This window comes from Morococcus cerebrosus (assembly GCF_022749515.1).
Classification (GTDB): Bacteria; Pseudomonadota; Gammaproteobacteria; order Burkholderiales; family Neisseriaceae; genus Neisseria; species Neisseria cerebrosa.
On the sequence record NZ_CP094242.1, the window covers coordinates 331,517 to 344,779 of the forward strand.

Here is a 13,263-nt window from a genome sequence, read left to right on the forward strand (position 1 = left end):
GTCGTCTGAAAACCGATTTCAAAGTTTCAGACGATCTTTTATCTTTTCCGGAAAACCTAGCTTATCCTCTGCGCAATACGGCGTTGTTGACGTATTTTTGGATGCCGGTGGCAATAGCGTCGGCGCATTGACGGCGGAAGGAGTCGCTGCCGAGCAGCCGCTCTTCGGTCGGGTTGGACAGGAAGGCGGTTTCGACAAGGATAGACGGAATATCAGGCGCGCGCAGGACGGCGAAATTGGCTTCGTCAACGCGGCCTTTGTGGAGCTGGTTGAGTTTGCCCAATTCGGTTAGGACGGAATGTCCGAGTATGCGGCTGTCGCGCATGGTGGCGGTTTGGGTCATGTCGAGAATGGCGTTATCGACGCTGCGGTTGCCGCTTTTAAGGACGCCGCCGATGGCGTCGGCGTTGTTTTGGGTTTGGGCGAGGAATTTGGCGGCGGAGCTGGTCGCGCCTTTGGTGTTGAGCATATACACGCCGGTACCGCGCGCAGACGGGCTGGTGAAGGCGTCGGCGTGGATGGAGACGAACACGTCGGCATTGCGGGCGCGGGCTTTGGCGACGCGTACGGCCAACGGGATGAAGATGTCTTCGTTGCGGGTCATGTAAACGGTGTAGCCTATGCCTTCGAGGCGTTTTTTGGCTTCGCGGGCGATGGAGAGGACGACGTTTTTCTCTTTCAAGCCGCTGGGACCGATCGCGCCGGGGTCTATCATGACGACAGGACGGCGGCCTCCGCGGTTGGAACGCGGAGGTGCGTCTTGGGCAATGTTCGTGCGCTCGGCAGGACGTTGCGTTTGCATGCGTTTCGGCGGATTGCCGTTGAGCAGCGCCATCATCGGGTCGTTGGCATCGACGCCGTGCGGATAAAGATCTATCACGAGACGGTTTTTGAAGCCGCCGACTGGAGCAAGCGAGAAGACTTGCGGATGGGCGTTTTGCTTGAGGTCGATGACGACGCGCACGGTCGTAGGGGTGTTTTGTCCGGCACGGATGCTGCGGATATAGGGGTCGTCGGGCAGGACTTTGCCGGAAATGCCTTGCAGGACGCTGTTGATATTGGCGTTTTGGATGTCGATGACGAGCCTGCCGGGGTTTTCCAAGGCGAAATGCTGATATTGCAGGGCGCGCGAGCTTTCGATGGTGATACGGGTATAGGCGTGCGAAGGCCAAATACGGGCGGCGACGAATTGGGCGGGCGGCGCGGCTTTGGCGAGAGCAGAGGCGATCGGCGTGAGGGTGAACAACAGTCCGGCGGCTTGGCGGACGACTTGTCTTCGTGTCAGTTTGAATTTAACCATGCTTCTAAACTTTTTTGTCCGTTGGCAGTGTGTGCGGTAGCGGTGCAGGCCCTGCCCTGCGCGGCGTGATTCAGGGATACGGTGATGTCTGCGGGCGGAGTGAACGCGCCGCCCTGTTGCGGCCATTCGATGATGCAGACGCTGTCAGGGGAGAACAGGTCGTCCAAACCCGCATCTTCCCATTCTTCGGGCGAGGCAAAGCGGTAAAGGTCGAAATGATGGAGCGTGAACGCTTCCAGCGGGTAGGATTCGACGATGGCGTAGGTCGGGCTTTTGACCGCGCCGGTGTGTCCGAGTCCGCGCAGGATGCCGCGCGTGAACGTGGTTTTCCCCGCGCCCAAATCGCCTTGCAGATGGATGACCAATGGCGCGCGCAGCGATTTTGCCCAACTTTCACCCAGCTCGAGTGTGGACTCTTCGTCGGGAAGCCGGCGGGAAAAGGTTGCGCCCTCGCTCATGAAATCAGCCTTGTCGTGTTCTAAAAACCTTAATTATGCTGGATTTACGGGCATTTGCAAACATAAGGGAGGATAAAGTTAGATAAAGATGTTCAATCGGCATCTTTGCCGTCTGCCGTCCAAACGCCGTAAAGGTCGTCTGAAAACGCCGTTTCCACACAACCCAAGCCCTTTCAGACGACCTCCGTCCCTGTTAAGCCTTGCGCCGAACGTGTACAATCCGCCCCATCATACCTAATCCGTACAAACCGCATCATGACTATCAGCAAACAACGCCCCATCGGCGTTTTCGATTCCGGCGTCGGCGGCCTGACCAACGTCCGCGCCCTGATGGAACGCCTGCCGATGGAAAACATCATCTACTTCGGCGACACCGCCCGCGTTCCCTACGGCACCAAATCCCGCGCCACCATCGAAACCTTCGCCATGCAGATTGTCGATTTCCTGCTGGAAAACGATGTTAAGGCGCTCGTCATCGCGTGCAACACCATCGCCGCCGTTGCCGGACAAAAAATCCGTCAAAAAGCAGGCAATATGCCCGTATTGGACGTGATTTCCGCCGGCGCGCAGGCCGCTCTGAACACCACGCGCAACAACAAAATCGGCATCATCGCCACCAACACCACCGTCAACAGCAACGCCTACGCCCGCGCCATCCACGCCCAAAACCCCGACACGCTCGTGCGCACGCAGGCGACGCCGCTGCTCGTGCCGCTGGTGGAAGAAGGCTGGCTTGACCATGAAGTGACCCGCCTGACCGTGCGCGAATACCTCAAACCGCTCTTGGTGGACGACATCGATACGCTCGTCCTCGGCTGCACCCACTTCCCGCTGCTCAAGCCCCTAATCGGCAAAGAAGCGCAAAACGTCGCCCTGGTCGATTCCGCCATCACTACCGCCGAAGCGACCGCCCAAGCACTCGCCCAAGCAGGGCTGTTCAACACTGAAAACGACAGCCCCGACTACCGCTTCTACGTCAGCGACATCCCCCTGCGTTTCCGCACCATAGGCGAACGCTTCCTCGGACGCAGCATGGAACAAATCGAAATGGTCTCGCTGGGATAAGGCATATCCCGCATACCAAAACGAGAGGTCGGCGGATTCGCATTTGAAGTGCAACTTTCCATAACAGAAAAAGGCCAGTATGCGGTAGCATACGGCCTTTCCTGCAAGAAAGATTGCCATGAGCTACACACAACTGACCCAAGACGAACGATACCATATCCAATACCTGTCCCGCCACTGCACCATCGCCGAAATCGCCAAACAGCTCAACCGCCACAAAAGCACCATCAGCCGAGAAATCAAGCGGCACTGCATCCAAGGACAGCAATACAGCGCCGATAAAGCCCAACGGCAAAACCGGCTGACCAAACAGCACCGGCGAAAACCCTATAAGCTCGATTCGCAGCTGATTCAGCACATCGACACCCTTATCCGCCGCAAACTCAGTCCCGAACAAGTATGTGCCTACCTGCATAAACACCACGGGATCACACTCCATCACAGCACCGTTTACCGCTACCTTCGCCAAGACAAAAGCAACGGCGGCACTTTGTGGCAACATCTCAGAATATGCAGCAAACCCTACCGCAAACGCTACGGCAGCACATGGACCAGAGGCAAAGTGCCCAACCGCGTCGGCATAGAAAACCGATCCGCCATCGTCGACCGGAAAACCCGCATCGGCGATTGGGAGGCCGACACCATCGTCGGCAAAAATCAGAAAAGCGCGTTATTGACCTTGGTCGAACGCGTTACCCGCTACACCATCATCTGCAAATTAAAGAACTTAAAAGCCGAAGACACTGCCCGGGCGGCCATTAGGGTATTAAAGGCATATAAAGCCAGAGTCCACACCATTACCATGGATAACGGCAAAGAGTTCTACCAACACACCAAAATAGCCAAAGCATTGAAGGCGAGAACCTATTTTTGCCGCCCTTACCATTCTTGGGAGAAAGCGCTGAGTGAGAACACCAACGGACTCATCCGGCAATATTTCCCCAAACAAACCGATTTCCGAAACATCAGTGATCGGGAGATACGCAGGGTTCAAGATGAGTTGAACCACCGGCCAAGAAAAACACTTGGCTACGAAACGCCAAGTGTTTTATTCTTAAATCTGTTCCAACCACTGGTACCCTAGTGTTGCACTTGAAATCCGAATCCAAGGTCGTCTGAAAAATCGAAACACGGGTTTTCAGACGACCTTTTTGAATGAGGCGAATCAAAGCTATTGCCAATCCTGATCCGCTTGTCTCATCGTTCAAGCATTTCTCGGGTAACTAAGGGAATAAAGTCCAAATTGCTGTCCACAGAGGCGGATAGCTTTTCGGGCAGACTGGGAGCTGCATCGCGGTGAAAACAGGCAAGATTGAGATCTACGCCCGATAGGCTTTCGGGGCGGCGGAAGAAGTTGTCTTCCTGATAGCGGTGGGAAGCAAACCAATAGCAACGATAATCCATACGCTCAAAATGGCGGATTAAATCGAGGCAGTTGTCAGGCTGAGCCTCTGCAAAAATGATTGGTTTATGCTGTTCAATCAGGCGTTTTGCGCCGTTGAGTACATGGCTTTCAAAGCCTTTCGCATCGATTTTCAGCAAATCCAGCGCATTGAGTTTTTGAAGCTCGGGATGTCGGTCTAATGCAGTAAGGCGTATGGTTTCGTTTTAGCGGATACCGTCAAAGCTGGATTCGGTGTCAAAACCCTTGTCCAAAGAAAAACTACCGTAATTCCACTCTGTTTCATAATCTGAAGAGGGAATCTCCAGCCAAGCGTTTTCATCGCCAACGCCTTCTTGATAGGCGTAAACATTGGTCAGGCTGTTGAGTGATATATTGGCACACAGAGTTTGGAAAATCACCCGCTGCGGCTCGAAACAGAATAGTTTGCCGCGCTCGATATGTCGGGCGATGGGAATTGCGTGCATACCGATATTTGAGCCGACTTCAACGACATTGCTGTCGGCACAAAGATTGTTCAGAAGAAAACGGACTTCCAAATCCGACCATTCTCCATAAGCCTGTGCGTATCGGCTGATGAAGTCGCCTTCGATTAAGTTAAACATGCCTCTTTTGAGCATATGTAAAGACGTCCGCATGATGATGCCCTTTAAAAAATAATGGATTGATTTAATTTGATTCGATACTTTGAAAATTATAGTGGATTAACTTTAAACCAGTACGGCGTTGCCTCGCCTTGCCGTACTATCTGTACTGTCTGCGGCTTCGTTGCCTTGTCCTGATTTAAATTTAATCCACTATATTTTCTTGATGCGTGTATCAGGCTGCTCCGCCGGGACTTAAATTTTGCCTATCGAATCAAGCCCGACAGTGTAGTCGAGTTAAGTCGAAGCCGACAAACCATCGGTATTCTAATAGAAAAGGTCGTCTGAAATTAAGTTTTCAGACGACCTTTTTAGTGTGTCAAACCGCTGTTAGGAAACCACTTCGCCTTGGGCGCGTTGTTTGTCGATGCTGCGGTTGATGTGCCATTGTTGGGCGATGGTCAGGAGGTTGTTGATTACCCAGTACAATACCAGACCGGCAGGGAAGAAGAAGAACATGGCTGAGAAAATCAGCGGCATGACTTTCATCATTTTTGCCTGCATCGGGTCGGTCGGCGGCGGGTTGAGGAATGTTTGGGCAAACATGGTTACCGCCATAATTACGGGCAGGATGTAGTAAGGGTCGGAGCGGCTAAGGTCGGTAATCCAGCCCAGCCAAGGTGCCTGACGCAATTCTACGGAGGCAAACAACGCCCAGTACAAGCCGATGAAGACGGGGATTTGCAACAGCATGGGCAGGCAGCCGCCCAGCGGGTTGATTTTTTCGTCTTTGTAAAGCTGCATCATGGCTTGCTGTTGCGCCATACGGTCGTCGCCGTATTTTTCTTTGATGGCTTGCAGTTTGGGCGCGGCGGCGCGCATTTTTGCCATCGAGCGGTAAGAGGCGTTGGTCAGCGGGTAGAGTACGGCTTTGACGATAATGGTCAAAACGATGATTGCCCAGCCCCAGTTGCCGATAATGTTGTGCAGTTGGTTCAAGAGCCAGAAGAGGGGGGAGGCGAACCAGTGTACTTTGCCGTAGTCTTTTGCCAGTTGCAGGTTGTCGGCGATGTTTGCGATGACGGATGTGGTCTGCGGGCCGGCGTAGAGGTTGATGGAGGCTTCGGATTTCGCGCCGTTTTGGATGGCGGCAAGAGGAACGCTGACGCTGGTGCTGTACAGGTTGTCGTTGCGACGTTTGATGTCGATACGGCAGTCGCCGGCGGCGCAAACGCTTTGTCCGCCTTTGGGCTGGAGGATCCAAGTGGACATGAAGTGGTGTTCAATCATACCGAGCCAGCCGGTTTGGGTTTTGCGGGCGTATTCGGCTTCGTTTTTGCCTGATTTTGCATCGTCGTCCAAGTCGGAGAAGCTGACTTTTTGGAATTTGCCTTCAGGGGTGTAAACGACGGGGCCGAGGTAGGAATGGGTAAAGTAGCCTTGACCTTCAGGTTCGCTGCGGTCACGCACGATGCGGTAGTCCGCGCTCAGGTTGGCGGGCTTGCCGCTGGTGTTGGTGATGTCGAAACGGACGTTGACGAGGTAGCTGTCTTTGGTAAAGGTATAGACTTTGTCGATTTTCAGTCCGTTTGTTTCCGGCGCGCTCAGGCGGACTTCGACTTTGTCGCCGTTGAGGCTGTATTGTTTTTGCGCTGCGGTAAAGTTGATGTCTTTCAGGATGTTGTTGCCTTGTGCATCCAAAAGCTCGGACTGGGCAACGTAGGTGTATTCTTTGCTGTCGTTAAACAGGGTGAAGGGTTTGTTTTCGTCACCATTTGCTTTGTATTTGAGCAGGGTCATTTGACGCAGGTCGCCGCTTTTTTCGTCGATGACGGCTTTGACCGTGTCGGTTGTTACGGTAATCGGCGTTGCGGGGGCGAGTGAGGCTTCAGCGGCAGCGGTTGCGGCGGTTTGCTGCTGTTGCTGCGCAGCTTGTTGTGCCGGATTGGGTTTGGGGCTGGGGAAGAAATGTTCCCAGCCGGCATAGATTGCCAGCGAAATGGCAAAAAATGCTATAAATCTTTTAAAATCCATAAGAGATTCCTGGAATTGACGGGTATGTAATGGAGATGAAAACTGCTTCAGACGGCATTATATAGAAACCGACGGGAAATTAAAGGAAATCAAGTTATCCGAATGATTCGGATTACGGGACAGGGTCGTGTCCGTGTCCGCCGAAGGGGTGGCAGCGGGCGATGCGTTTGAGGGCGAGCCAGCCGCCTTTGAATGCGCCGTATTTTTTGACTGCTTCGACCGCATATTGCGAACAGGTCGGGGTATAGCGGCAGCGCGGCGGTATCAGTGGGCTGATGGCGTATTGGTAAAAACGGATCAGCGCGAGGATGAATTTGGACAACAGGGTGTTCATCAGCGTTTGCGCATGAGTTGCGTCAATTGGTTTCGGGCTTCGGCAGCGTTTTGCCGATTGAATGCCAGACGGACGCGTACGACGAAATCATGTGGCGGCAGGCTGTTTTTGTTCAGTCTGAACCAATCGCGGATGACGCGCTTCATATAGTTGCGGTCATGCGCGCGTTTCGCTGTTTTTTTGCTGACGACCAAGCCGAGTCGCGGATGGTTCAATCCGTTGTCGGCAGATTGGGAAACTTGCAGCAAATCGCGGCTGCGCCGGTTTTTGAACGCAAAAACGGATGAAAAATCATCCGTTTTTAATAAGCGGTACTGCTTTCCGAAGCGGTAGTCCAAAATTACACTGCCAAGCGTTTGCGGCCTTTGGCGCGACGGGCTGCCAATACTGCGCGGCCACCGCGGGTTTTGGAGCGGACCAGGAAGCCGTGGGTACGTTTGCGTTTGGTAACGGAAGGTTGATAAGTGCGTTTCATGATGTTTCCTAAAAAAACAGTAGATAAATAAACCGTGAATTACACTCTAATTTTCATCTTTTGTCAATCTCGGTTAAGTAAATGGATATGGCGCGCGGGATGGTTTGGTTTGCGGATTTGCGCGGCGCTTTGTGGATAAAATTTCCGGCGGGTTGTGGATAAAGTTTGGCGGAGTGGGTATAATCGGCAATTCCTGTCCCTTTGTCGGGCGATAGGTCGTCTGAAAATGGTGGTGCGAATTTATCGTGATGATTTTCCGAAAATAATTTCATTGTATTTTCAGACGGCGTCCGGTTTGGCGGATAGGGTTTGTGCGGTATTTGCGACACTTTTTCCGTCGGGCTGAAACCGCATTTTCAAAGGCTGCAATTTCCGACGGTTTCTCCCCGTTTCTTTCCAACGATTTCCACGACTCGAGCTTATTCATGACGCTAGCAGAATTTTGGCCGCAGTGCCTCCGCCGACTTCACGATATTTTGCCTGCCGGGCAGTTCGCGCAATGGATTGCGCCCTTGACCGTGGGCGAGGAAAACGGCGTGTGGGTGATTTACGGTAAAAACCAGTTTGCCTGCAATATGCTCAAAAGCCAGTTTGCCGCCAAAATCGAAGTGGTGCGTGCGGAATTGGCTCCGCAACAGGCGGCTTTTGCGTTTAAGGCGGGCGCGGGGCAGCATTATGAAATGGCGGAAAATGCGGGGACGGTTGCACCTGAACAAGCCGTGTTGACCGAAGAAATGCCGAAAGCAGACGCGCAAGAATCTTTTTCGGACGGGACGTCGTCTGAAAACTCAGACAAGCCCTCCGTTGCGAAAACAGCGGCGGATATTTTGGCGCAGCGCATGAAAAACCTGCCGCACGAAAACAAGCAGCCTGCCGCCGCGCCCGCAGAATCCAAAGCCGTTGCCAAAGCCAAAACGGAAGCGCAGCGCGATGCGGAAGAAGCGCGTTATGAACAGACCAATCTGTCGCGCGACTATACATTCGATACCTTGGTGGAAGGTAAGGGCAACCGCCTTGCCGCCGCCGCCGCCCAAGCCATTGCCGAGAATCCGGGGCAGGGCTACAACCCGTTTTTCCTGTACGGCAGCACGGGTTTGGGTAAAACCCACTTGGTGCAGGCCATCGGCAACGAACTGCTGAAAAACCGTCCTGACGCCAAAGTGCGCTATATGCATTCAGACGACTATATCCGCAGCTTTATGAAGGCGGTGCGCAACAATACTTATGATGTATTCAAGCAGCAATACAAACAATACGATCTGCTGATTATCGACGACATCCAGTTCATCAAAGGCAAAGACCGTACGATGGAAGAATTCTTCTATCTGTACAACCATTTCCATAACGAGAAAAAACAGCTCATCCTCACTTGCGACGTGTTGCCTGCCAAAATCGAAGGTATGGACGACCGCCTCAAATCGCGTTTTTCATGGGGTTTGACTTTGGAACTCGAGCCGCCCGAGCTGGAAATGCGCGTGGCGATTTTGCAGAAAAAGGCAGAAGCAGCAGGCATCAGCATTGAAGACGAAGCCGCATTGTTTGTCGCCAACCTGATTCGTTCCAACGTGCGCGAACTGGAAGGCGCGTTCAACCGCGTCAGCGCCAGCAGCCGCTTCATGAATCGTCCTGTTATCGACATGGATTTGGCGCGTACGGCTTTGCAGGACATCATTGCCGAAAAACACAAAATCATTACCGCCGACACCATTATCGACGCGACTGCCAAATATTACCGCATTAAAATCAGCGATATACTCGGTAAAAAACGCACGCGTAACATTGCCCGTCCGCGTCAGGTCGCCATGAGCCTGACCAAAGAACTGACCACCCTCAGCCTGCCGTCTATCGGCGACGCGTTCGGCGGACGCGACCACACAACCGTCATGCACGGCGTGAAAGCCGTAGCAAAACTGCGCGAAGAAGATCCCGAGTTGGCGCAAGATTACGAAAAACTCCTGATTCTGATTCAAAACTGAGCCAGAACCGGTTTTCAGACGACCCCTCTCTTAAAAGGTCGTCTGAAAACACAAATACACTTTGATTTTAACGGCGGCGAATCAACCATCGCGTCCGCCGAACCCGATTCAAAAACACCCGAAATAACCAATTCAAAAGGAATTGACCATGCTGATTTTACAAGCCGACCGCGACAGTCTGCTCAAGCCGCTGCAAGCCGTTACCGGTATCGTCGAACGCCGCCATACCCTGCCCATCCTCTCCAACGTCCTGCTCGAAAGCAAAGACGGTCAAACCAAACTCCTGGCGACCGACTTGGAAATCCAAATCAACACAGCCGGCCCGGAAAGTCAGGCGGGCGATTTCCGCATCACCACCAACGCCAAAAAATTCCAAGACATCCTGCGCGCTTTGCCCGACAGCGCCATCGTTTCGCTCGACTGGGCGGACAACCGTCTGACCCTGCGTGCAGGCAAATCACGCTTCGCCCTGCAAACCCTGCCTGCCGAAGACTTCCCGCTGATGAGCATCGGCGAAGACATCAGCGCAGCGTTTTCCCTGTCGCAAGAAACCTTCAAAACCATGCTGTCTCAAGTCCAATACAGCATGGCGGTGCAAGACATCCGCTACTACCTCAACGGCTTACTGATGCAGGTTGAAGGCAACCAACTGCGCCTCGTCGCCACCGACGGCCACCGCCTTGCCTACGCCGCCAGCCAAATCGAAGCCGAATTGCCCAAAACCGAAGTCATCCTGCCGCGCAAAACCGTTTTGGAACTCTTCAAACTGCTGAACAACCCGTCCGAACCCATCAGCGTCGAGCTGCTCAACAACCAAGTACGCTTCCAATGCAACGGCACGACCATCGTCAGCAAAGTCATCGACGGCAAATTCCCCGACTTCAACCGCGTCATCCCGCTGGACAACGACAAAATCTTCCTCGTTTCCCGTACCCAACTTTTGGGCGCGCTTGAACGTGCCGCCATCCTTGCCAACGAAAAATTCCGCGGCGCGCGCCTGTTCCTGCAACCCGGCCTCTTGAGCGTCGTGTGCAGCAACAACGAGCAGGAAGAAGCACGCGAAGAACTCGAAATCGCCTACCAAGGTGGCGAACTCGAAGTCGGCTTTAACATCGGCTATCTGATGGACGTATTGCGCAACATCCATTCCGACGATATGCAGCTTGCCTTCGGCGATGCCAACCGCTCGACCTTGTTTACCGTACCGAACAACCCGAACTTCAAATACATCGTTATGCCGATGCGCATCTGATGCGGCGGTTGTTTTGAAATGAATAAAAAGGTCGTCTGAAAATCTGTTTGGTTTTCAGACGACCTTTTTATGTAGTTGCACGGCAGTGAAACCATCAGTTTTCGGATGCTTCCTGTTTCAAATCGACCAATCGCGTTCCCGCCAAGAAATCGTATAAAAACTGCCGGTCGGGGTTCAGCAGGGCAAAGCCCCACGGCAGGATGAGCCAGATAAGGGCGGCGCCGAAGGCTGGCACGGGCGGGATGGCGAGCAGGTGGCGCAGGCCTGCGTAAGCGAGCAGGGGGATGAAGACGACGAAGATGCATGCCCAAATGAAGCGGATGCGCAGTTGCGACAATGGCGGCAGCGTGCCGTTTCTGCCGTGCAGCCCTATTTTCCACGTCTGCATGGCGAGGGTGCGGCCGGTTTTCGTCCAGTTGGTTTTGAAGTAGAGCCACCAGCTGCCTACAAAGATAACGCAGGTCGCCAAGCTGGAAAGAAGCTGGGAAACAGGGTTGAGGAAAATGGCGGCGATGCCGGCAAGGATGGCGGCGATGGCGGTTACGGCACCGGTCAGCAGCAACTCGTACATCAGTGCGGCAAGGCGGCGTTTGATGGGGGCGGGGGGAAAGGCGGTCATGACGGTCTGCTCGGTAAAAAGGTCGTCTGAAAAACGGAATGTTTTGTTTCGGCAAATCCGCCGCATTCGTTTTCAGACGACCTTTGTGTGGGAGGAATCAGCGGTGGGGACGTTTTTGTCCGCGCGCCTGCTGGGCTGCCATCTGGTTCATTTCCTGACGGGTCGGGCGTTTTTTGAACATGGCGTGCGCTTCATCGGCCGAACATTTTTGCGACAGGCAGACCAACGTTATCGCGTCTTTTTGGTGCTGGCCGCCGCTGTGGTACATACGGCGCAGGTTGGCTTCGTTGATGCGGCCTTTTTCGGGGTCGATGTCGAATTTTTTCAGGCGTTCGAGAAACTGGCGCTGCTGGCGGCGCGAAGTCCAGACAAAGCCACCGGCGGCTGCGGCGACGATGATGACGGCAAGCAGGATGGCAAGCGGCCACGAATCGACGATTAAGACGATGATCAGGCTTAAAACGGCGGTGGTCAGCACGAGCAGGCCGCCGATGCGGAGTTTGGTTTGGTTGTCCATGAAGTTGTGGTTCCTTATTAAGGGTGGGAGGTCGTCTGAAAAACGGAGGCTGGTTTCGGAGAACCTGCCGCGTCGGTTTTCAGACGACCTTGAATCTCGTAATTAACGCTATTTTACAGTATTTTCGGAATGTGGTGGGAAGGTGGCGGCAGGTGGAGTTTCCTGCCGCAAAGTCAAAGAAAACGATATTGTTTGTTTGCCGTTATTCCCATTCGCACAGAAATAACGGCAAACCATGCTTTTATGATTTCAATTCCTTATTATTACCACGCCGCGCGTTCCCTCATATCTTCCACCGCCTCCACCAACGCCGCCGCCAATGGCGGATCAAACGACGAGTGTCCCGCCTGAATCACGCGCAGTTCGGCTTCGGGGAGCGCCTGCGAAAGTTCCCACGCGCTTTGCATGGGGGTGCATAAGTCGTAGCGGCCTTGTACGATGATGGTCGGGATATGGCGGATTTTGTCCGTGTTCGCCAAAATCGCTTTGTCGCCTTTCAGCCAGCCTTCGTTGACGAAATAATGGTTTTCCAAACGGGCGATGGCGAGCGATTGGTAGGCGTCTTCATCGACGTCTTGCGGCTCGAAGCGGATCAGGTAGCTTTCCCAGTCCGCCCAGGCTTTGGCGGCTTTCAGACGACCTGCTTCGTCTTCGCCGAACAGCATTTCGTGATACGCCGCAATCAGGCCGCCGCGTTTTTCTTCGGCGACGGGCGCGAGGAATTTCTGCCATTGCGCGGGATAAATCTGACTGACGCCGCCCGCTTCGTCCAGCCACGCCATTTCGGACGGGCGGCACAGGAATATCCCGCGCAACACCAGTCCGGCAACGCGTTCGGGATGGGTTTCGGCATACGCCAGCGACAAGGTGCTGCCCCATGAGCCGCCGAACACCAGCCATTTTTGGATGCCCAGCATTTCGCGGACTTTTTCGATGTCGGCAACCAAGTCCCAAGTCGTGTTGTCATCGGTGCAGGCGTAAGGCAGCGAATGACCGCAGCCGCGCTGGTCGATGATGACGATGCGGAACACGTCGGGATTGAAAAAGCCGCGGCAGGCAGGCGATGCGCCCGCGCCCGGGCCGCCGTGCAGGAAGATGACGGGCAGGCCGTCGGGATTGCCGGATTCTTCCCAGTAGATTTGATGGATGTCCGATACTTGCAGCAGGCCGCTGCGGATGGGTTCGCGGATGGGGTGCATGATGTTTCTCCTGTTGTCTGACGTTTGGATTGTACCCATCGGGCAGGC

The 13,263-nt window shown here is 54.0% G+C and carries 16 protein-coding genes and 1 pseudogene; 4 read left to right on the forward strand and 13 right to left on the reverse strand.

The genetic code is table 11. From position 1 onward, the window contains the following. Positions 1 to 61: 61 nt before the first annotated feature. Both MON37_RS01525 and tsaE read right to left on the reverse strand, forming a co-directional pair. A complete protein-coding gene (locus tag MON37_RS01525) occupies positions 62 to 1,300 on the reverse strand; it encodes an N-acetylmuramoyl-L-alanine amidase (protein ID WP_039408822.1) in 1,239 nt (412 codons plus the stop codon). Beyond that, entirely contained in the window at positions 1,282 to 1,758 is a 477-nt protein-coding gene (gene tsaE, locus MON37_RS01530) for a tRNA (adenosine(37)-N6)-threonylcarbamoyltransferase complex ATPase subunit type 1 TsaE (protein WP_039408819.1), read from the reverse strand. The genes MON37_RS01525 and tsaE overlap by 19 nt, the downstream gene beginning before the upstream one ends. Positions 1,759 to 2,013: 255 nt before the next feature. Here tsaE and murI point away from each other — a divergent pair, with 255 nt between their 5' ends. Together murI and MON37_RS01540 are read left to right on the forward strand one after the other, a co-directional pair. Continuing rightward, the gene (gene murI / locus MON37_RS01535; protein ID WP_039408816.1) at positions 2,014 to 2,823 is read left to right on the forward strand and encodes a glutamate racemase; all 810 of its coding nucleotides are present in this window, start codon (positions 2,014 to 2,016) and stop codon (positions 2,821 to 2,823) included. A 118-nt stretch (positions 2,824 to 2,941) separates the two neighbouring features. Next, positions 2,942 to 3,907 (forward strand): IS30 family transposase, encoded by a 966-nt coding sequence (locus MON37_RS01540; RefSeq protein ID WP_242883739.1) that lies wholly within the window; start codon positions 2,942 to 2,944, stop codon positions 3,905 to 3,907. A 113-nt stretch (positions 3,908 to 4,020) separates the two neighbouring features. On the opposite strand, the gene MON37_RS01545 is transcribed toward MON37_RS01540, so the two are convergent. The 8 genes and pseudogenes from MON37_RS01545 to MON37_RS01575 form a co-directional block, all read right to left on the reverse strand. Then, on the reverse strand, positions 4,021 to 4,365 hold the full coding sequence (locus MON37_RS01545) for an FkbM family methyltransferase (RefSeq protein ID WP_209323754.1): 345 nt from the start codon (positions 4,363 to 4,365) through the stop codon (positions 4,021 to 4,023). Between the two features lie 66 nt (positions 4,366 to 4,431). Next, on the reverse strand, positions 4,432 to 4,863 hold the full coding sequence (locus MON37_RS01550) for an FkbM family methyltransferase (RefSeq protein WP_242883741.1): 432 nt from the start codon (positions 4,861 to 4,863) through the stop codon (positions 4,432 to 4,434). 59 nt (positions 4,864 to 4,922) lie between these two features. Further along, positions 4,923 to 5,030: pseudogene (locus tag MON37_RS12385) on the reverse strand (IS5/IS1182 family transposase); the annotation flags it as partial. Between the two features lie 169 nt (positions 5,031 to 5,199). Continuing rightward, on the reverse strand, positions 5,200 to 6,843 hold the full coding sequence (gene yidC / locus MON37_RS01555; RefSeq protein WP_039406262.1) for a membrane protein insertase YidC: 1,644 nt from the start codon (positions 6,841 to 6,843) through the stop codon (positions 5,200 to 5,202). A gap of 112 nt (positions 6,844 to 6,955) precedes the next feature. Continuing rightward, a complete protein-coding gene (gene yidD, locus MON37_RS01560; protein WP_003762642.1) occupies positions 6,956 to 7,177 on the reverse strand; it encodes a membrane protein insertion efficiency factor YidD in 222 nt (73 codons plus the stop codon). Next, positions 7,177 to 7,515 carry a ribonuclease P protein component gene (gene rnpA, locus MON37_RS01565; RefSeq protein WP_019271508.1) on the reverse strand — a complete coding sequence of 113 codons (339 nt, stop codon included), beginning with the start codon at positions 7,513 to 7,515 and terminating at the stop codon, positions 7,177 to 7,179. Before rnpA ends, yidD begins: the two co-directional genes overlap by 1 nt. A 2-nt stretch (positions 7,516 to 7,517) precedes the next feature. Beyond that, positions 7,518 to 7,652, reverse strand: a complete 135-nt coding sequence (rpmH, locus tag MON37_RS01570; protein WP_002214728.1) for a 50S ribosomal protein L34 — start codon at positions 7,650 to 7,652, stop codon at positions 7,518 to 7,520. A 53-nt stretch (positions 7,653 to 7,705) separates the two neighbouring features. Further along, positions 7,706 to 7,924 (reverse strand): hypothetical protein, encoded by a 219-nt coding sequence (locus MON37_RS01575; RefSeq protein WP_242883743.1) that lies wholly within the window; start codon positions 7,922 to 7,924, stop codon positions 7,706 to 7,708. Positions 7,925 to 8,077: 153 nt separating this feature from the next. On the opposite strand from MON37_RS01575, the gene dnaA reads away from it, so the two are divergent. Both dnaA and dnaN read left to right on the forward strand, forming a co-directional pair. After that, a complete protein-coding gene (gene dnaA / locus MON37_RS01580) occupies positions 8,078 to 9,628 on the forward strand; it encodes a chromosomal replication initiator protein DnaA (RefSeq protein WP_039406125.1) in 1,551 nt (516 codons plus the stop codon). 148 nt (positions 9,629 to 9,776) lie between these two features. Next, positions 9,777 to 10,880, forward strand: a complete 1,104-nt coding sequence (dnaN, locus tag MON37_RS01585) for a DNA polymerase III subunit beta (protein WP_039406124.1) — start codon at positions 9,777 to 9,779, stop codon at positions 10,878 to 10,880. A gap of 94 nt (positions 10,881 to 10,974) precedes the next feature. On the opposite strand, the gene MON37_RS01590 is transcribed toward dnaN, so the two are convergent. The 3 genes from MON37_RS01590 to pip form a co-directional block, all read right to left on the reverse strand. Then, on the reverse strand, positions 10,975 to 11,499 hold the full coding sequence (locus tag MON37_RS01590; RefSeq protein WP_039406276.1) for an RDD family protein: 525 nt from the start codon (positions 11,497 to 11,499) through the stop codon (positions 10,975 to 10,977). Between the two features lie 97 nt (positions 11,500 to 11,596). Then, positions 11,597 to 12,016, reverse strand: a complete 420-nt coding sequence (locus MON37_RS01595; RefSeq protein WP_003767286.1) for a hypothetical protein — start codon at positions 12,014 to 12,016, stop codon at positions 11,597 to 11,599. 263 nt (positions 12,017 to 12,279) lie between these two features. Then, the gene (gene pip, locus MON37_RS01600) at positions 12,280 to 13,215 is read right to left on the reverse strand and encodes a prolyl aminopeptidase (protein ID WP_039406123.1); all 936 of its coding nucleotides are present in this window, start codon (positions 13,213 to 13,215) and stop codon (positions 12,280 to 12,282) included. Between the last annotated feature and the right edge of the window lie 48 nt (positions 13,216 to 13,263).